The 19,244-nt window shown below is 30.2% G+C and carries 18 protein-coding genes; 7 read left to right on the top strand and 11 right to left on the bottom strand.

The window, feature by feature from the left end; genetic code table 11:
• Positions 1 to 26 precede the first annotated feature (26 nt).
• The 11 genes from INR60_RS16645 to rpmH all read right to left on the bottom strand — a co-directional run bounded on the left by INR60_RS16645 (position 27) and on the right by rpmH (position 9,240).
• Positions 27 to 893: a ParB/RepB/Spo0J family partition protein gene (locus INR60_RS16645; RefSeq protein ID WP_194192617.1), complete on the bottom strand. Its 867-nt coding sequence runs from the start codon at positions 891 to 893 to the stop codon at positions 27 to 29.
• A 15-nt stretch (positions 894 to 908) separates the two neighbouring features.
• Positions 909 to 1,670: a ParA family protein gene (locus INR60_RS16640; protein ID WP_194192616.1), complete on the bottom strand. Its 762-nt coding sequence runs from the start codon at positions 1,668 to 1,670 to the stop codon at positions 909 to 911.
• 168 nt (positions 1,671 to 1,838) lie between these two features.
• Entirely contained in the window at positions 1,839 to 2,621 is a 783-nt protein-coding gene (gene noc / locus INR60_RS16635; protein ID WP_194192615.1) for a nucleoid occlusion protein, read from the bottom strand.
• 118 nt (positions 2,622 to 2,739) lie between these two features.
• A complete protein-coding gene (gene rsmG / locus INR60_RS16630) occupies positions 2,740 to 3,456 on the bottom strand; it encodes a 16S rRNA (guanine(527)-N(7))-methyltransferase RsmG (protein ID WP_194192614.1) in 717 nt (238 codons plus the stop codon).
• A 17-nt stretch (positions 3,457 to 3,473) separates the two neighbouring features.
• The gene (gene mnmG, locus INR60_RS16625) at positions 3,474 to 5,363 is read right to left on the bottom strand and encodes a tRNA uridine-5-carboxymethylaminomethyl(34) synthesis enzyme MnmG (RefSeq protein ID WP_194192613.1); all 1,890 of its coding nucleotides are present in this window, start codon (positions 5,361 to 5,363) and stop codon (positions 3,474 to 3,476) included.
• 10 nt (positions 5,364 to 5,373) lie between these two features.
• Entirely contained in the window at positions 5,374 to 6,753 is a 1,380-nt protein-coding gene (gene mnmE / locus INR60_RS16620) for a tRNA uridine-5-carboxymethylaminomethyl(34) synthesis GTPase MnmE (RefSeq protein WP_194192612.1), read from the bottom strand.
• Positions 6,754 to 7,023: 270 nt separating this feature from the next.
• Positions 7,024 to 7,644: an RNA-binding cell elongation regulator Jag/EloR gene (gene jag / locus INR60_RS16615; protein ID WP_194192611.1), complete on the bottom strand. Its 621-nt coding sequence runs from the start codon at positions 7,642 to 7,644 to the stop codon at positions 7,024 to 7,026.
• 52 nt (positions 7,645 to 7,696) lie between these two features.
• Entirely contained in the window at positions 7,697 to 8,458 is a 762-nt protein-coding gene (yidC, locus tag INR60_RS16610; RefSeq protein WP_374707721.1) for a membrane protein insertase YidC, read from the bottom strand.
• A 31-nt stretch (positions 8,459 to 8,489) separates the two neighbouring features.
• Positions 8,490 to 8,699 carry a membrane protein insertion efficiency factor YidD gene (gene yidD, locus INR60_RS16605; protein ID WP_194192609.1) on the bottom strand — a complete coding sequence of 70 codons (210 nt, stop codon included), beginning with the start codon at positions 8,697 to 8,699 and terminating at the stop codon, positions 8,490 to 8,492.
• Positions 8,696 to 9,046, bottom strand: a complete 351-nt coding sequence (rnpA, locus tag INR60_RS16600) for a ribonuclease P protein component (protein ID WP_194192608.1) — start codon at positions 9,044 to 9,046, stop codon at positions 8,696 to 8,698. Before rnpA ends, yidD begins: the two co-directional genes overlap by 4 nt.
• 59 nt (positions 9,047 to 9,105) lie before the next feature.
• Positions 9,106 to 9,240, bottom strand: a complete 135-nt coding sequence (gene rpmH, locus INR60_RS16595; protein ID WP_194192607.1) for a 50S ribosomal protein L34 — start codon at positions 9,238 to 9,240, stop codon at positions 9,106 to 9,108.
• A 550-nt stretch (positions 9,241 to 9,790) separates the two neighbouring features.
• On the opposite strand from rpmH, the gene dnaA reads away from it, so the two are divergent.
• The 7 genes from dnaA (at position 9,791) to gyrA (ending at position 18,736) form a co-directional block, all read left to right on the top strand.
• Positions 9,791 to 11,152 (top strand): chromosomal replication initiator protein DnaA, encoded by a 1,362-nt coding sequence (gene dnaA / locus INR60_RS16590; RefSeq protein WP_194192606.1) that lies wholly within the window; start codon positions 9,791 to 9,793, stop codon positions 11,150 to 11,152.
• 273 nt (positions 11,153 to 11,425) lie between these two features.
• Positions 11,426 to 12,526, top strand: a complete 1,101-nt coding sequence (dnaN, locus tag INR60_RS16585) for a DNA polymerase III subunit beta (RefSeq protein ID WP_194192605.1) — start codon at positions 11,426 to 11,428, stop codon at positions 12,524 to 12,526.
• 56 nt (positions 12,527 to 12,582) lie between these two features.
• Positions 12,583 to 12,789, top strand: a complete 207-nt coding sequence (gene yaaA, locus INR60_RS16580; RefSeq protein ID WP_194192604.1) for a S4 domain-containing protein YaaA — start codon at positions 12,583 to 12,585, stop codon at positions 12,787 to 12,789.
• Between the two features lie 56 nt (positions 12,790 to 12,845).
• A complete protein-coding gene (recF, locus tag INR60_RS16575) occupies positions 12,846 to 13,931 on the top strand; it encodes a DNA replication/repair protein RecF (protein ID WP_194192603.1) in 1,086 nt (361 codons plus the stop codon).
• A 15-nt stretch (positions 13,932 to 13,946) separates the two neighbouring features.
• Complete coding sequence (gene remB / locus INR60_RS16570; protein ID WP_194192602.1) at positions 13,947 to 14,207, top strand: extracellular matrix regulator RemB; 261 nt, start codon at positions 13,947 to 13,949, stop codon at positions 14,205 to 14,207.
• A 56-nt stretch (positions 14,208 to 14,263) separates the two neighbouring features.
• On the top strand, positions 14,264 to 16,174 hold the full coding sequence (gyrB, locus tag INR60_RS16565; protein WP_194192601.1) for a DNA topoisomerase (ATP-hydrolyzing) subunit B: 1,911 nt from the start codon (positions 14,264 to 14,266) through the stop codon (positions 16,172 to 16,174).
• A 24-nt stretch (positions 16,175 to 16,198) separates the two neighbouring features.
• Positions 16,199 to 18,736, top strand: coding sequence for a DNA gyrase subunit A (gene gyrA / locus INR60_RS16560; protein ID WP_194192600.1), 2,538 nt, complete (start codon positions 16,199 to 16,201; stop codon positions 18,734 to 18,736).
• Positions 18,737 to 19,244: the final 508 nt, after the last annotated feature.

Here is a 19,244-nt window from a genome sequence, read left to right as displayed (position 1 = left end):
AAATACAAAATGTTTCACGTGAAACATTACATATTCATCAAATCTAATATTCTGTTTAAATCTTCATCTGAGTAATATTCAATTTCTATTTTACCCTTTTTATTTGGTTTAGAATTAATATTTACCTTTGTTCCAAAATAATCTTGAAGTCTATCCTTAACATCAGTGTAATACGGACTTTCTTCTTTATTTTCTTTTTCATCTTTAGGTTCACTATAAATCTTTTTAATTAATCTTTCTAAATCCCTAACAGATAATTTTTCGTCTATAACCTTTTGTGCTAATTTGTATTGTAGTTCTTTATCATCAGTTCCTAATAAAGCCCTACCGTGACCTTCACTTATAACACTTTCTATTAAGTATTGTTGTACCCTAGAATCTAGATTTGTTAATCTCATAGTGTTAGTTATAGCTGTTCTTGATTTTCCTATCCTTTGACTTAATTCATTTTGAGTTAAATCAAATTCACTTAATAACTTTTTGTAAGCAATAGCTTCTTCAATAGGATTTAAATTCTCTCTTTGAATATTTTCTATCAAAGCTATTTCTAGTATTTCTTTTTCAGTTAAATCCATTATTATTGCCGGAACCTCTTTAAGTCCTAACATTTTAGCTGCTCTAAAACGTCTTTCCCCTGCAACAATTATGTAGTTGTTTTTTTGCTTCTTAAGTATAAGTGGTTGAATAATACCATGATTTTTAATTGATTCTGCTAATTCACTTATATTTTCTTTATCAAAGAATTTTCTAGGTTGTTCTGAATTGTTAGTAATCTTGTTTAAAGGAATCATTAAGTTATTGTTAGTCTTAACTTCTTCTTTTTTGATAGGCTTTTCTATTTCATCAGGAATCAAAGCTCCTAATCCTTTACCTAAACCAAATTTTTTCCCCATTTATATCACCTCACACTACTGTCTCTTTAAAAATTCTTTTGTTAATTTCGAATAAGATTCAGCACCCTTGCATTTTTCATCATATAGCATTATAGGTAATCCAAAACTAGGCGATTCAGCTAATCTTATATTTCTCGGTATTGTGCTTTCATATACTTTATCCCCAAAGAAATTTTTAACTTCTTTATATACTTCATTACTTAAATTAGTTCTATAATCATACATAGTCATTATTACACCTTCTATATCTAATTCTTCGTTTAATGACTTTTTAACTAATTTAACTGTATTCATTAGTTGACCAACTCCCTCAAGTGCATAAAACTCACATTGAATTGGTATTAAAACAGATTTACTTGCAACTAAAGCATTTATAGTTAATACACCTAAAGAAGGAGGACAATCGATAAAGATAAAGTCATAATCATCTTTTACTTCATCTATCTTATCAATTAATATTCTTTCTCTGTTTGCATTTCCTATAACTTCAACCTCTGCACCTGCAAGTTCCATAGTAGATGGGGCAATAAAAAGATTTGAAACTAAATCACTTTGTATTATTACATCTCTTAACGACGCATCTGATGTTATTACATCATACATTGAAAGTTCCAAATTTCTCTTATCTAATCCTAATCCACTAGTAGTATTACCTTGAGGATCTATATCTATTGTTAAAACTTTATATCCTGACATAGCAAGATATGAACATAAGTTTATGTTAGTTGTTGTCTTTCCAACTCCACCTTTTTGGTTAAATATACAAATTGTTTTCATATGTAGCCCTAGTCTTTTAAACTTAGGACTCTACACCCCCTCTCCATATATTTATTATATATATATTTATATAATATTGAAAGATTAAAACATATAAATCAATATATTCTTAATAATTTACGCAAAAAAAGATGTAGACTACTGTAAGCCTACATCTTTTTTTGAATTTTACTTCTTATTTTTTGGTATATTCACAGTTATTTGAATATACTCATCGTGATCGTCCATCTTGTATTTAGCTGGAATATTAAATTTATCAAAAACCTGTTTTATCGTATTTACATATAGCTTCGCTGGAAAAATTGATGTTATTTTTTTCTTTGATTTATTGTTTAATTCTTGTCCTGCAAGCTTTAATAATTCTTTATTTATCAATTCCTCTGTTTGTCTTACGTTAAGTTTATCTTTTATAACTTTTTTTACAACTTTAACTTGTAACTTTTCATCTGGCATTGATAATAAAGCTCTTGCATGTCTCTCTGTAAGATTATTTTCAACACACAGTTTACGAACGTTATTACTTAACTTTAAAATTCTTAGCTTATTTGCAATAGTTGATTGCTTTTTTCCCATTCTTTTAGCTAATTCATCTTGTGTGAATCTATGATCATGAATTAAATTATGATAAGCTTCGGCTTCTTCTATAAAATTAAGATCTTCTCTTTGAAGATTTTCTAATAAAGCAATTTCAGCTGACTCAGTATCTGTGATATCTACGATATTACAAGGAACCTCTTCAAGTTCTGCAATCCTAGCTGCTCTCCATCTTCTTTCGCCTGCAACTAATTCAAAGACATCTCCTCTTTTTCTTACTGTTATCGGTTGAATAATTCCGTGCTCTCTTATTGACTGAGATAATTCTTCTAAAGCATTTTCGTTGAAAAATTTTCTTGGTTGATATGTATTTGGAATTATCTCATTGATATTGATTTTCACTATTTGATTATTCATATTTATTCTACCCATCCCTTATATTTTCCAGTTTTTTATCTATATATTAAATTCGTCGTGTACCATTTCTTTCCTTTTAATTTGCTTATATTAATTAAGACAAATTGTTTTAAAATTTTTATAAAGGTTTTTTAGTAACATTCCCTGCTTTTCTTGGATATGTTTTAGGACAAGATTTAATCTTCTCAACTATAACTAAGTTATGATTTAAATCAGTTCCTTCAACTACTATCTCTTTTACATCTAATAGCTTTCCACCTAAGACGCTTAAAGCGTTTTTACTACCTTCTAGTTCATCTTCTATTGCAGGCCCCTTTAAGGCTACAAAACAGCCTCCTACTCTTACATATGGAAGACAAAACTCTGAAAGCACAGCCATATTAGCAACAGCTCTTGAAGTTGCTATATCAAAAGTTTCTCTAAGTTCTTTTTTTCTAGCTCCATCTTCCGCTCTTGAATGTATAGTATAGACATTTTTTAAACCTAGTTCTCTAACTACTAAATTTAAAAAGTTTATTCTTTTGTTTAAAGAGTCTAAAAGAGTAACCTCCTTAGTTTCATCCATTATAGCTATAGGAAGTCCAGGGAATCCTGCCCCCGTTCCTACATCAATTACTGTTTTTGCATTCTTTAATTCGTCACTTTTAAATGCTTTTATACAATCTATAAAGTGTTTTTTAATAAACTCATTATCTTCTGTTATAGCAGTTAAATTTACCTTTTGGTTCCACTCTTGAACCAATCTCATATATTTTATAAATCTATTATACTTTTCTTCGTTAAAATCCATTGAAACTTCATCACAAGCTTCTTTCATTATATTGTAAAACTCCATAATATCCTCCTTGAAGCTTAGTCTTCTTTATTTTGTTTCCCGTATTGATATTCTAAATAAATTAAAAGTACTGATATATCAGCTGGTGATACCCCTGATATTCTTGACGCTTGACCTATGCTTGCAGGTCTTATATCTGAAAGTTTAGAAACAGCTTCTCCTCTTAATCCATTAACATTTTTATAATCTATATCTTTAGGAAGCATTTTCTTTTCTAATTTTTTAAATTGTTCAACTTGCTCTAATTGAGCTGTTATATAACCTTCATATTTAACTATTATATCGATTTGCTCTCCTACGTGATCTTTATAATCTGGTCTCTCAGGGTCTAACTCTTTAAGCTTTTCATAACTTAATTCTGTTCTTTTTATTAGTTCATATAAGCTCATTGGTTTATTAAGAGGTGCTGAACCTATCTTCTCTAGAATCTCGTTGTTTTCTCTCTTATTAGTTATTTGAACTTCTTTAAGTCTATTTAACTCTTCTTCTATGTTTTGTTTTCTATCTAAGAATCTATTATATCTTTCATCTGTTACAAGTCCTACCTTTTTACCTATTTCAGTTAATCTAAAGTCAGCATTATCTTGTCTTAAAAGAAGTCTATATTCAGCTCTAGATGTCATCATTCTATAAGGCTCATTAGTTCCTTTTGTAACTAAATCATCTATAAGAACTCCAACATAAGCATCAGAACGAGTTAAAATCATAGGCTCTTCACCTTTGATTTTAAGTGCAGCATTTATACCTGCAACTATACCTTGTGCTGCCGCCTCTTCATAACCTGAACTTCCGTTTATTTGACCTGCTCCATAAAGACCTTCTACATTTTTAAATTCTAAAGTTGATTTAAGTTGAGTTGGATCTATTGAATCATACTCTATAGCATAAGCTGCTCTCATAACTTCACAGTTTTCAAGCCCTTTTATTGTTTTTATCATCTTAGTTTGAACATCTTCTGGTAATGATGAAGAGAATCCTCCAACATACATCTCTAAAGTATCGTCTCCTTCTGGCTCTACGAATACTTGATGTCTATCTTTATCTGGGAATCTCATAACTTTATCTTCTATTGAAGGGCAATATCTAGGTCCTATTCCTAATATACTTCCATTATATATAGGAGATCTATCTATATTATCTGCTATAACTTTGTGTGTGTTTTCATTAGTATATGTTAAGTAGCATGATACTTGCTCTCTATCTATGTTGTCATTCATAAATGAAAATGGAACTATTTTTTCGTCACCTTTTTGCTCTACCATAGGTTCAAAGTTAACTGATCTTCTGTTAATTCTAGCTGGTGTTCCTGTTTTAAATCTTCTAAGTGCTATTCCTAGGTCTAATAAAGCTTGTGATAAATCGTTAGCTGGTAATAATCCATTTGGTCCGCTACTGTAGCTTACATCACCTATAATTATCTTAGCTTGAAGGTAAGTTCCTGTTGCTAATATTGCAGCTTTACATCCAAATATAGCGCCTGTTTTAGCTACTGCTCCTGTTATCTTTCCGTTCTCTGTAACTAAATCAATTATTTCTACTTGTCTTATATAAAGGTTTGGAACCCTCTCCATAACCTCTTTCATTCTCTTTTGATATTTTAATTTGTCTGCTTGTGCTCTTAATGAGTGAACAGCAGGTCCTTTAGACGTATTTAGCATTCTTGATTGAATGAATGTATCGTCTATATTTAAGCCCATCTCTCCACCTAAAGCATCTATCTCTTTTACTAAATGACCTTTAGCAGTTCCTCCTATATTAGGATTACATGGCATCATTGCTATAGCTTCTAAGTTTATAGTACAAATTAATGTCTTTAAACCCATTCTTGCTGAAGCTAGCGCTGCTTCACAACCAGCATGGCCTGCCCCTATAACTACTACATCATATTCTTCAGCTTTAAATCTCATCTTTTTCCTCCTATTTTCCTACACAGAATTCACTAAATATCTTATTTACTAAATCCTCTTCAACTTCTGAACCTGTTATTTCTCCTAATGCTTTTAATCCTGAAGTTACATATATAGAAATTAAATCTAAATATTCGTTGTTTTTTAATCTGTTTTTAGCCTCTTCACAGTTTTCTAAAGCTCTTAGTAACGCTTGTTTGTGTCTGTTATTTGTTATTATTAAGCTTTCATTATCAACTTCACCGTTAAAGAATAATCTCTTAATCTCAGCTTTTAAATCTTCTATTCCCTGGCCTGTCATCGCTGAAATTTCTATTCTGTTTTCTAAACCTTCTATTTGGTCTATATTTATTTTTCTATCTAAATCTATTTTATTAAGAAGAACTACTACTTTTTTATCTTTAATAGCTTCGATTATTTCCTTATCTTCTTCGTCTAGCTCTCTTGAAGTATCAAGCATTAATACAACTAAATCCGCTTCTTCTATCTTTTCTTTAGATCTTTCAACACCGATTCTTTCAACTACGTCCTCAGTCTCTCTAATACCTGCTGTATCTGTTATCTTAACTGGTATCCCATCTAAGTTTATATACTCTTCTATAACGTCTCTTGTAGTTCCTGGGATGTCTGTAACTATAGCTCTCTTTTCTTGTAATAGAGCATTCATAAGTGATGATTTCCCTACATTTGGTTTACCGATTATAGTCATCCTTAAACCATCTCTTATTATTTTCCCTTCATTAGCACCTTTTAATAACTTATCCATCTCGCTTGTGGCTTCTGTAAGGCTAGCTATTATTTTAGGTGGTAGAGAAGCATCTGGCTCTTCATCATCCTCTGTAAAATCTACATCATATTCAATGTGAGCTAAAACATCTAATAAATATTTACTTAATTTATTTATTTCCTGGGAAAGTGTCCCAGAACTTTGCATAACAGCTGACTTCATAGCTAAATCAGTCTTTGCATTTATAATATCTATTACTGCTTCTGCCTGACTTAAATCTATTCTTCCGTTTAAGAAAGCTCTCTTCGTAAATTCACCTGGTTCTGCTATTCTAGCACCAGCTTTTACTACTTCCTCTAAAACTCTATTTGTTGAAACTACACCACCGTGACAATTTATCTCTATTACATCTTCTGCTGTAAAGCTTCTTGGCCCTTTCATAAAGCTTATTATAACTTCATCTATAACTTCACAAGTTTTTATATCTACAATATTTCCATACTTCATAGTGTAAGTTTTCATATCTTTTATATCAAAATTGTTTATAGATTTAAATATCTTAGAAACAATCTCTATAGCTTTGCTTCCTGAAACTCTAATTATTGCAATTCCACCTTCACCTTGTGCCGTTGCAATACCACATATAGTATCAAATTCTTTCATCGAAATTCCTCCTTAGGAATAAATATTCAAGACCTATAATTTCCCAAGATTTTTATGTTATATTGGGAAATAAACTAATATCAATTTTACAGAATTATATTTGATAAGTCAAAATATTTAGCTTTTATTACCTATATATTTTTACCTTTTTTACATTTTATAGACTAATTTTAATTATCATTTCAAAAGCTTTGCTTCTTCAAAATATTTTTATAGAATTTTGATAATAAAAAAAGAAGTTCTTTTAAAAGAACTTCTTAAATAATCAATTTATTTTAAAGCAATAACAACTCTTCTTGATGAATCTTCGCCTTCACTATATGTAGTAATATACTTATCATCTTGAAGTGCTGAGTGAATAATTCTTCTCTCATATGGATTCATAGGTTCTAGTTTATATGCTTTTCCTGTTTTCTTAACTCTTCTAGCAAATTTTGTTGCTACTCTTTTTAGAGTTTCTTCCCTTTTAGCTCTGTAATTTTCAGTATCTAATATTACTTTTTTATATGGTCCTTCGTGATGCTTATTTGCAACTAACGATATAAGGTATTGAAGAGAATCTAAAGTTTCACCTCTATATCCTATTATAAGTCCCATTTTAGGACCAGAAAGATTAATATTTATAATATTATTTTCTTCCTTAATATCTATATCTGCTTTAATTTGCATACTATCTAACATATCAGTAATAAAAGTTTTTACTTCCGCTAAATGGTCTCTTTTTACAGTAACCTTTATTTTAGCAGGTTTCACTCCAAATACATTTAAAAATCCCTTAGAGCCTTCATCTAAAATATCAACTATAACTTTATCTTTAGTAACATTAAGTTCAGATAATGCTTTTTCTAAAGCTTCGTCAACATTTTTACCTGTCATTTCAATAAATTTCATATACCATAGCCACCTACTCTCATAATATTACCCATTTATTTAAGTGTCTGAATTATTTTTTCTTCTTTTTCTTTGCATACTCTTCTGGCATAGCAAATTTTGTTTGAGATTTTATTTTCTCTTCTTCCTCTTCAGCTTGTTCTTTCTTCTTAGCTTGTATTGGTTTAACATTTAAGAAGTATGTTTGAACTAATTGGTATACTCCACTAGTTACCCAATAAATTGCAAGGATTGAAGGGAAGTTCATAGCCATGAATCCCATCATTACAGACATACCTATATTCATAGGCATCATGTTCATACCTGTATTTTCAGTAGCTGGGTTAGCTTTAGTCATTAAATATGATGGTATAAATGTACTTAAACCTGCTAATATAGGAAGAATATATAATGGATCCTTACCAGCTAAGTCTGGTAACCATAAAAATGATGCTCCAGCTATTCCTTTTATGTTATAAGCAAAAACATAATATAAAGCCATTAATATTGGAAGTGGAATTAACATTGGTAGACAACCACCTGTCATACTGATGTTGTTTTCCTTGTATAATTTCATCATTTCCATATTTGCCTTTTGTGGATCGTTTTTGTACTTTTCTTGTAGTTTCTTTACTTGAGGTTGAAACTCTTGCATTTTTCTAGTCGATTTAACTGATTTAATACTAAACGGTAATACTAAAGTTTTTATGATTACTGTTAGTAATATAACAGCCAAAACATAACTTAACCCTACATCTGATATCCCCATAGATACTATAAATCCATGAAGTTTCTCAAAGATCATCGCTAAGAAATTCGTTATTGGTTGAAATATCGTATTCATTTTAGCTTTTTCCTCCCATACTCTATTTTACTGGATCATATCCGCCCTTACTAAAAGGATTACACCTTAGAATTCTCCAAACTGCCATAAAGCTCCCCTTAAATGCACCATACTTTGTAACTGCATCAATAGCATATTGAGAACAGGTAGGTGTATACTTACAACAAGGATTTTTCATAGGTGATATATTATTTCTATAAAATTGTATTAATTTTATAACAAATTTTTTCAATTAAATAAGCCTGCTTTCTTAAATAAATTTATCATAGCTTTTTCAACGCTTTGATAATCCTTATCTTTTATTTTTGTTCTAGCAACAAAAACGAAGTCATAGCCTTTTTTTAAATTCTCTTCATTTAATCTGTAGCATTCTGAAATTAATCTTTTACTTCTGCTTCTAACTACACTGTTTCCTACTTTTTTACTAACAGAAATTCCTACCTTATTATAAGGTAGATTTTCTTTATCTTTATTTCTTCTATTATTAAAAGTATATAATACCAAAAGATCATTAGCTATCGATTTGCCTCTTCTATATACAATTCTAAACTCATTACTTTTTTTTAATCTATATATCATGGGTATTTAATACTCCTTTTTTCCTACATTGTAGAAAAAAGGCCACTAAATTGCGGCCCTTATGCTGTTAATTTTTTTCTACCTTTTTGTCTTCTCTTTTTAAGAATGTTTCTTCCTGACTTAGTAGCCATTCTTTTTCTGAAACCATGCTCTTTTTTTCTTTGTCTTTTTTTAGGTTGGTATGTCATGAACATTTACACTACACCCCCTTCAATAAAATTTTTCGTATTTCCCAAAGGTTATACTTTTCTTCTATTTTAGATTTACCTAACCATTATATAGTTTTACCCTCTTTATGTCAAGAATTATGCCCTTTGTTGATAATTATCCACCTTTTATTTAATTTTTTTGTGGATAACTTGTTGAAACCCTCTATTTACTTATGGTATCATAAATCTATATGTTAATAACTTTATATATCTTTAATTTTATCCACAACTGTTGATAACTCTGTTGATAACTTGTTCTTTCTCACTTAATAACTAGACTCTTATTTAGTTTTTTTATTGAAATAACAAGTTTTTATGTCTTTTTTTACTGTTTATAAGTAAATTAGGTTTTGTGTGGATATCTAAACTTAATTTTAAAAGGCTAACATAATTATTAACATGTGGAAAAAATAATGTACATAGTCAACTATCAACGCAAATTTTGTTATTAGATTGTTGATATCTTGTTATTAGATTGTGATTATCACATTTTGCTATAAAAAAATAAAAAAAAATTTTGATTGGAGGATACGGAATGGACACAGAGCTAAAGCAATTATGGAAGAATACACTAGATGTGATAAAGGGTGAGTTGAGTGAAGTTAGTTTCAATACTTGGATAAAAAGTTGTGAACCTATTTCTATTTCTTCTAATACTATAAGAATAAGTGTTCCAAATACATTTTCTCAAGAAATACTAGAAAAACGTTATAAAGATTTAGTAGCAAACTCAATACAAGCAGTATGTTCTAAACTTTACAAAATCGAATTTTTAGTAGCATCTGAGATTCAAAAAGAAGAGGAAACTAAGGAAAAGGCAGAAAAGAAAGCAGAAAGAAGGGCAAAATCCTTTCAAAGCGATGATTTTGCAAATACAAATTTAAACCCTAAATACACATTTGATTCTTTCGTAATAGGTAATAGTAATAGATTTGCCCATGCAGCATCACTTGCAGTAGCTGAATCTCCAGCAAAAGCATATAATCCGCTTTTCATATATGGAGGCGTAGGACTAGGAAAAACTCACTTAATGCATGCAATAGGCCACTATATACTAGACGATAATTCAAACGCAAAAGTAGTTTACGTATCTTCTGAAAAGTTTACTAATGAATTAATAAATGCTATTAAAGATGATAAAAACGAAGAATTTAGAAACAAATACAGAAATGTAGATGTCCTATTAATCGATGATATCCAGTTTATAGCTGGTAAAGAAAGAACTCAAGAGGAATTCTTCCATACGTTTAATGCTCTTCATGAAGCTAATAAACAAATTATCTTATCATCAGACAGACCTCCAAAAGAAATTCCTACATTAGAAGATAGACTTAGATCTAGATTCGAGTGGGGTCTTATAGCTGATATTCAAGTTCCTGATTTTGAAACTAGAATGGCTATTTTAAAGAAAAAAGCTGATGTAGAAAATTTAAGTGTTGCAAACGAAGTTATGGTTTATATCGCAACAAAAATAAAATCGAATATTAGGGAATTAGAAGGAGCTTTAACTAGAATAGTAGCTTATTCATCATTAACAAACCGTGAAATAACAGTAGATCTAGCAACTGAAGCTTTAAAAGATATTATTTCTAAGAAACAAGGAAAACATATAACTATAGAAATAATACAAGATGTTGTAGCTAGTTACTTTAATTTAAGAGTTGATGATTTAAAATCTCAAAGAAGAACTCGTAATGTGGCACATCCTAGACAAATTGCTATGTATTTAAGCAGAAAACTTACTGATATGTCTCTACCTAAAATAGGAGAAGAGTTTGGTGGTCGTGACCATACTACAGTAATCCATGCTTACGAAAAAATATCAAACAATTTAACTAGAGATGAAAGTCTTCAACAAACAATAGAAGATTTAACTAAAAAATTAACTCAAAACTAAAATTTTGTTATGTTATCAACACTTGTATATAATAACTATATAACAACCTGTGGATAACTTAACATAGAAATATTGCTGTTAATAACTGTGGATAAGTCATACAAAACGTTACTTACTTATCCACAATATTTTTTTACAACTTTTTGTTGATATTAAAGGGCTAAAGGTACTTATCAACAATTCCACAGCCCCTACTACTATTATTACTATATTTTTTATTTATCTAAACTATATATAAACAAACTTAACTGTTGATAAATAAGGAGGATTAAAATGAAATTCACATGTCAAAAACAAAAATTATTAGAAGGTATTTCTATAGTTCAAAAAGCAATAACTGGAAAATCAACAATGTCAGTATTAGAAGGTATTTATCTTCATTGTGTAAATGACAACTTAGTACTTATAGGATCAGATATGGATGTAAGTATAGAAACTAACATAGATGTAGATGTTAAAGAAGAAGGAAGCATAGTTATAGATGCTAAGATTTTTAGTGAAATTATTAGAAAACTTCCTAATTCAGAAATAGAAATAGAAACTATGCAAAATGAAACTATTCAAATAACTTGTGAAAAATCAGTATTTAACGTAGTTTACATGAAAGCAGAAGAGTTCCCAGAATTACCGACTGTTAACGAAGGGGAAGAAGTAACTGTACCTCAAAATATTTTAAAAAGTATGATAAAAGCTACATCTTTTGCAATAGCTCAAGATGAAACAAGACCAATACTTCAAGGAATATTATTTGAAATTAAAGATAAAAATATAAACTTAGTTGCATTAGATGGATATAGACTTGCAATAAAAAGTGAATATATAGATTCAGACTTAGAAAAAGATGTTGTTATACCTGGAAAAACTTTAAACGAAGTATCAAAAATACTTGAAGATTCAGAAGATCTTGTAAAAATAACATTTACTAAAAACCATATTTTATTTACTTTTGAAAAAACAAGAGTTATATCAAGACTTTTAGAAGGTAAATTTGTTAATTACAAATCATTACTTCCTGAAGAACACAAATTAGAAGTGCTTGTGGATAAACAAGAATTCCAAAATGGTATTGAAAGAGCTTCACTTATGGCGAAAGATGGTAACAATAATCTTGTAAAATTCGAAGTTGAAGATGAGTCAATAATTATATCTTCTAATTCTCAATTGGGAAAAGTTAGGGAAGAAGTTACAATAAATCTGCAAGGTGAAAAGATTCAAATTGCATTTAACTCAAGATACTTACTTGATGTTTTAAAGAATTTAGATGAAGAAGAAATAGTATTGGAAATGACTTCTAGTGTAAGTCCTTGTATAATTAAAGGAAAAGAAGTTGATAATTATAGATACCTAGTTCTACCAGTAAGATTAATTAGATAGAAAGGACTGGAAATTTACTGCATAATTATTCAGAAATTCCGGGCGGTTTATACAATATGAACGAGATAAAAATAAATACAGAATTTATAAAATTAGATGCTTTTTTAAAATGGGCTGCAATAGCAACTTCAGGTTCAGAAGCAAAAATTTTCATTTTAGAAGAAATGGTAAAAGTTAATGGTGAGATTTGTACTCAAAGAGGAAAAAAGATTAGAGTTTCAGATATCGTAGAATTTGAAGGTGAACAATTTAAGGTCATCTAAACCTAATAATAAGCTTTTATCCTATTAGTATGTTATAATTGAATGGGTGTTTATAAATGTATGTAAAAAAGCTTAAATTAATAAATTATAGAAATTATGATAATTTAGAAATAGACTTAGGAAGACATGTCAATGTTTTTATGGGAGATAATGCACAAGGTAAAACTAATATACTAGAAGCTATCTATTATTGCGGTTTTGCGAAATCCCATAGAACTTCTAAAGATAAAGAACTTATAAATTGGAACGATGAAATTTCTTTTGTAGGTTTAAGTGTTGGCAGAGAGAGATTAGACAAAAAAATTGATATTAACATCCTAAAAGACGGAAAAAAAGTTGTAAGAGTTAATTCTATAAAGATAAGCAAAATAGGAGAGCTATTTGGCGTTTTTAATGTTGTTATGTTTTCACCAGAAGACCTAAGAATAATAAAAGATTCGCCGGGAGTTAGAAGAAAGTTTATCGATATGGAATTATGTCAGTTAGATCAAAAATATTACTACAACCTCGTTCAATACAACAAAGTTATGAATGAGAGAAATAGTATCTTAAAAAACAGGAATCTAGATAAGGATATGCTTGATGTATATGATCTTCAACTAGCAATGTTTGGAGCTTATATAATTAAAAAGAGATTAGAATATTTAGATTCTTTAAATAAGTATTCTAAAGACATACATAGTGATATTACTTCAGGGAAAGAAACTATTGAGTTTAAATATATTTCAACTATTAAAAAAACTGATGACATTCAAGATCAATTTTATTCGGTTCTAAAGAAAAATAGGAATAGAGATATTGAAAAAGGCATAACTAGTCACGGACCTCATAGAGATGATTTTTCTGTTTATATAAATGGAGTTGATACTAAAAGCTTTGGTTCACAAGGACAGCAAAGAACAGCAGTTTTAACTATGAAGTTTGCATCACTTAAAATAATCAAAGAAAAAACAGGAGAATATCCTGTTTTACTATTAGATGATGTATTATCAGAATTAGATTTTAATAGAAAAAGATATGTTTTAAGCTCTATTAAAGATATACAAACAATAATTACTTGCACAGGAATTGAAGATTTAAACGACTATCTAGATGACGAATCGGTCGTTTATAAAGTAAAAGAAGGTGCGGTCTCTAAATAAGAAGGAGGATTCTTTATGTTTTTACATTTAGGAGAAAATGTAGTGGTTCCTATAAAAGATGTTATTGGAATTTTTGATTTACAAACAACTATGTATAGTTCTGACACTATTCAGTTTTTAAGAATGGCAGAAGAAGATGGATTTGTGGAAAGAATAACAGATGATAAGCCGAAATCATTTGTTATAGCTGAAGTTGATAAGATGAGTAAGATATATTTATCACCAATATCTTCATCAACTTTAACAAAGAGAACAGATTTAGATTATAATCCGTAAGTCCAATATTAAAACCTTCAGTTAAGGATAGATATTAATAAATTTAGGAGGGATCTATGTTGGAAGAAAACAAACAAAGCTATGATGAGAGTCAGATTCAGGTTTTAGAAGGACTTGAAGCAGTAAGAAAAAGACCAGGGATGTACATTGGTAGCACAAGCTCAAGAGGATTACATCACTTAGTCTATGAAATAGTAGATAATAGTATAGATGAGGCGTTAGCTGGATTCTGTAAAAACATAAGCGTTGAAATAAATGAAGATAATTCTATAACTGTTAAAGATGACGGTAGAGGAATGCCAGTTGGCATGCACCCTAAGATGGGGAAACCAACTGTTGAAGTCATAATGACAATACTTCATGCCGGAGGTAAATTCGGTGGTGGCGGATACAAAGTATCTGGAGGATTACACGGGGTTGGTGCTTCTGTAGTTAACGCTCTTTCAGAAAGATGTACAGTTACTGTAATGAGAGATGGTTCTATTTGGGAACAAGAATATTCACGTGGTAAAGTTGTAACTGGTGTTAATGAAGTTGGAACTTGTGATGTGACAGGAACAATTGTTTACTTTAAACCAGACCACGAAATTTTTGATGATTTAGTATATGATTTTGAAATACTATCTCAAAGATTAAGAGAGTTAGCATTCTTAAATAAAGGAATCAGAATAACTTTAGTAGATAAAAGATACGATAAAGAAGAAGTATATCACTACGAAGGTGGTATAAAATCTTTCGTTGAATACTTAAATAGAAACAAAGAAAAGTTACACGAAGAGCCTATCTATGTTGAAGGTTTAAAAGAAGGAATATCAGTAGAAGTTGCACTTCAATATAATGATGGATACAACGAAAACTTATTCTCTTTTGCAAACAATATAGACACTATTGAAGGTGGTACTCACTTAGTAGGATTTAAAACAGCTTTAACTAGAGTTTTTAATGATTATGCTAAGAAGTTTGGTCATTTAAAAGAAAATGATAAAAACCTTTCAGGTGATGACATAAGAGAAGGCTTAACAGCTGTAATATCAGTTAAAATAGGAGAACCTCAATTCGAAGGTCAAACAAAAACTAAGCTAGGTAATAGTGAAGTAAGAGGAATAGTAGATTCTATAGTTGGAGAAGGTGTTGGAGTATTCTTAGAAGAAAATCCAAACATCGGTAAAATTATAATTGATAAAGCTTTAATGGCAGCTAGAGCAAGAGATGCTGCAAGAAAAGCAAGAGAACTTACTAGAAAATCAGTTCTTGAAAGATCGACGCTTCCAGGGAAATTAGCCGATTGTTCTTCAAAAGACCCTATGGAATGTGAAATATACATCGTCGAAGGAGATTCAGCCGGTGGTTCAGCTAAGCAAGGTAGAGATAGAAAATTCCAAGCAATCCTACCACTTAGAGGTAAAATAATGAACGTTGAAAAGCAAAGATTAGATAAAATCTTAAATTCAGATACTATAAGATCAATGGTAACTGCATTTGGAGCTGGTATAGGAAAAGATTTTGATATATCAAAAATAAGATATAACAGAATAATAATAATGACCGATGCCGATGTAGATGGAGCTCATATAAGAACATTATTATTAACTTTCTTCTACAGATACATGAGAGAATTAATAGATGGGGGTCATGTTTGTATAGCACAACCACCACTTTATAAAGTATCAAAAGGTAAAAAGGAATTCTACGCTTACTCAGACGATGAAATGGAAAGAGTAATAGAAGACCTTGGCGGAAAAGACAACTCAGTTAATATACAAAGATACAAAGGTCTTGGAGAAATGAATGCAACTCAACTTTGGGAAACAACAATGGACCCAGAACAAAGAATACTTTTAAGAGCTACTGTTGAAGATGCAATGGCAGCTGATGAAATATTTACTATACTTATGGGTGAAAAGGTTGAACCTAGAAGAGAGTTCATACAAGACAATGCTAATCAAGTAAGCAACTTGGATATTTAGTACTAAATTATAGAGGTGAAGTACATGAGTTTTAATGAGGGAAAAGTAATACCCGTAGATATAAAAAACGAAATGAAAAAGTGCTACATCGACTATGCCATGAGCGTTATAGTTGGTCGTGCACTTCCAGACGTAAGAGATGGTTTAAAGCCAGTTCATAGAAGAATTTTATTCTCAATGCATGAATTAGGTTTAGCCCCTGAAAAAGGGTACAGAAAATGTGCAAGAATAGTAGGGGAAGTTTTAGGTAAGTATCACCCACACGGTGATACATCAGTTTATGATGCTTTAGTTAGAATGGCGCAAGATTTCTCAATGAGATATATGCTAGTTGACGGTCACGGAAACTTTGGTTCTGTAGATGGTGATAGCGCAGCTGCTATGAGATATACAGAAGCAAAAATGAACAAAATCGCAGCTCAAATGATTAGAGATATCGGAAAGAATACAGTAGATTTCGTTCCAAACTTTGATGGAGAAGAAAAAGAGCCATCAGTATTACCATCAAGATATCCAAACCTTTTAGTTAACGGTTCATCAGGTATAGCAGTTGGTATGGCAACAAACATACCACCACACAACTTAGGTGAAGTTATAGATGGAACTATAATGATGATAGATGATCCAGAAATAGATATTATGGATTTAATGAACGTAATAAAAGGACCAGATTTCCCAACAGGAGCTACTATAATGGGTAAATCAGGTATAAGATCAGCTTACGAAACTGGTAGAGGTAAAGTTATTGTTAGAGCAAAAGCTGAAATAGAAGAAGAAAACAATAGACACAAAATAATAGTTCACGAATTACCTTACCAAGTAAATAAAGCTAAACTTATAGAAAACATTGCAGATTTAGTAAAAGATAAAAAAATACCAGGAATATCAGACTTAAGAGATGAATCTGATAGAGAAGGTATGAGAATTGTAATAGAACTTAAGAGAGATGCTAACCCTAGCGTAGTTCTTAACTTATTATATAAACACACTAAAATGCAAGATACTTTTGGTATAACAATGTTAGCGTTAGTTAATAACGAACCAAAAATACTTAGTTTAAAAGAGATTCTTAGAAACTATATAGACTTCCAAAAAGAAGTAGTTACAAGAAGAACTATATTTGAACTAAATAAAGCTGAAGCTAGAGCTCATATCTTAGAAGGATTAAGAATAGCTTTAGATAATATTGATGAAGTTATAAGTATAATAAGAAATTCAAAAACTTCAGATATAGCAAAAGAAACATTAATGCAAAGATTCAATCTGTCAGATAAACAATCTCAAGCTATATTAGAGATGAGATTAAGAAGACTTACAGGTCTTGAAAGAGGAAAGATAGAAGAAGAATACAGCGAATTAATGAAAGAAATTGCATACTTAAAATCAATTCTTGAGTCAGAAGTAAAACTTCTAAGTGTTATTAAAGATGAATTAATAGAGATCAAAGCGAGATACAATGACGAAAGAAGAACAGAACTTGAGAACAATGTAAATGAAATTGATGTAGAAGATTTAATTCAAGAAGAAGATATAGTAATAACTTTAACTAATTCAGGATATATTAAAAGAATTGCATCAGACACATATTCTTCTCAAAAAAGAGGAGGAAAAGGAATCCAAGCGATGTCAACTAAAGAAGATGACTTTGTTGAACACGTTATGGTTACTTCAACTCACTCAGATGTATTATTCTTCACAAATAGAGGAAGAGTATACAAATTAAGAGGATATCAAATACCTGACGCAGGAAGAACTGCAAAAGGAACTAATATAATAAACCTTATTGCTATTGAGCCAGATGAAAAGATAGAAACAGTATTAACTATAAGCGATGTTTATGAAGAAGGTTACTTATTCATGGGAACAAAACAAGGTATAGTTAAGAAAACTAACTTAGGTGACTTTAAAAACCTTAGAAAGAATGGGCTAATAGCAATCAACTTAAGAGATGGTGATGAACTTCTAAAAGTTAAGATGACTAAAGGTGATGCAGATATTATAATAGCTACTCAAAACGGTATGGCAGTTAAGTTTAATGAAAAGAATGTAAGACCTATGGGTAGAACAGCATCAGGGGTTAGAGCTATAAGACTTTCAAACGATGATGTAGCTGTATGTATGGATATAGCAGTTCCAGAAGAGGATTTACTAGTAGTTTCAGAAAATGGGTTCGGTAAGAGAACGCCAGTAACTGAGTACAAACTACAAAACAGAGGCGGTAAAGGTCTAATAACATACAAAATATCAGATAAGACTGGTAAGGTTGTTGGAGCAACAGTATGTAAAGAAGACGATGAGCTTATGATGATAAACTCAAATGGTGTAGCTATAAGATTAAATATTTCAGATGTATCAGTTACAGGAAGAGCTACTATGGGAGTTAAGCTAATGAGAACATTAGAAGACGAGCAAGTAGTAACTATAACAAAAATCAGTGGTGAAGATGAAGATGAACAAGAAGAGTTAGGTCTTGAGTCTGAAAACGCTGAAGAAAACAACACTGAAATAATAGATAATTCTCTAGAAACTCTATTAGAAAGAGCAGAAGAGGAAGAAGAATAAAAAAATTATAGAAAATCTCCTAATATAAATAAAATATTAGGAGATTTTTTTATTTTAAACTTTAATAATTTTATCTAAAAGCTTGTAATTAAGCCGTTTAAGTAAAAAACAAAAGGCACTCGCACCCTAGCGTATCACTATAAGAAAAAGTTAGTATTTAAAAGTAAATAGAAGAAAAATAAAAATAATTTACTAAAATAAAAACTAATAAACATTTAAAAAGATATGTATATGATATTATAAATCTCGTCGCTGATGCGAAACGAAACAACTCGAAAAAACGAAAAAGTTTTTAGAAAAAAGTTGTTGACAAGTTTCAAACTAAGTGATAAGATAAAGAAGTCGCTTGAGTGCGACAGAGATTAAATGGTCTTTGAAAATTGAACAGATTTATATAATACAAAACCAGCAATTCTTTTTACGAATTTAAGTTTTAAGAGTACAGATTAAACTTTTTATTGAGAGTTTGATCCTGGCTCAGGACGAACGCTGGCGGCGTGCCTAACAC

It is taken from the genome of Clostridium chrysemydis, assembly GCF_015234215.1.
Taxonomy (GTDB): domain Bacteria; phylum Bacillota; class Clostridia; order Clostridiales; family Clostridiaceae; genus Clostridium; species Clostridium chrysemydis.
This window is presented reverse-complemented; position numbering and strand designations above follow the sequence as displayed.

What these genes read in the sequence shown, in the direction of transcription:
- rnpA (WP_194192608.1), bottom strand. Translation starts at nt 9,046, where the DNA reads ATGATATATAGATTAAAAAAAAGTAATGAGTTTAGAATTGTATATAGA.
- gyrB (WP_194192601.1), top strand. Translation starts at nt 14,264, where the DNA reads ATGTTGGAAGAAAACAAACAAAGCTATGATGAGAGTCAGATTCAGGTT.
- jag (WP_194192611.1), bottom strand. Translation starts at nt 7,644, where the DNA reads ATGAAATTTATTGAAATGACAGGTAAAAATGTTGACGAAGCTTTAGAA.
- yaaA (WP_194192604.1), top strand. Translation starts at nt 12,583, where the DNA reads ATGAACGAGATAAAAATAAATACAGAATTTATAAAATTAGATGCTTTT.
- noc (WP_194192615.1), bottom strand. Translation starts at nt 2,621, where the DNA reads ATGAATAATCAAATAGTGAAAATCAATATCAATGAGATAATTCCAAAT.
- rsmG (WP_194192614.1), bottom strand. Translation starts at nt 3,456, where the DNA reads ATGGAGTTTTACAATATAATGAAAGAAGCTTGTGATGAAGTTTCAATG.
- recF (WP_194192603.1), top strand. Translation starts at nt 12,846, where the DNA reads ATGTATGTAAAAAAGCTTAAATTAATAAATTATAGAAATTATGATAAT.
- rpmH (WP_194192607.1), bottom strand. Translation starts at nt 9,240, where the DNA reads ATGTTCATGACATACCAACCTAAAAAAAGACAAAGAAAAAAAGAGCAT.
- gyrA (WP_194192600.1), top strand. Translation starts at nt 16,199, where the DNA reads ATGAGTTTTAATGAGGGAAAAGTAATACCCGTAGATATAAAAAACGAA.
- INR60_RS16640 (WP_194192616.1), bottom strand. Translation starts at nt 1,670, where the DNA reads ATGAAAACAATTTGTATATTTAACCAAAAAGGTGGAGTTGGAAAGACA.
- mnmG (WP_194192613.1), bottom strand. Translation starts at nt 5,363, where the DNA reads ATGAGATTTAAAGCTGAAGAATATGATGTAGTAGTTATAGGGGCAGGC.
- remB (WP_194192602.1), top strand. Translation starts at nt 13,947, where the DNA reads ATGTTTTTACATTTAGGAGAAAATGTAGTGGTTCCTATAAAAGATGTT.
- mnmE (WP_194192612.1), bottom strand. Translation starts at nt 6,753, where the DNA reads ATGAAAGAATTTGATACTATATGTGGTATTGCAACGGCACAAGGTGAA.
- dnaN (WP_194192605.1), top strand. Translation starts at nt 11,426, where the DNA reads ATGAAATTCACATGTCAAAAACAAAAATTATTAGAAGGTATTTCTATA.
- INR60_RS16645 (WP_194192617.1), bottom strand. Translation starts at nt 893, where the DNA reads ATGGGGAAAAAATTTGGTTTAGGTAAAGGATTAGGAGCTTTGATTCCT.
- dnaA (WP_194192606.1), top strand. Translation starts at nt 9,791, where the DNA reads ATGGACACAGAGCTAAAGCAATTATGGAAGAATACACTAGATGTGATA.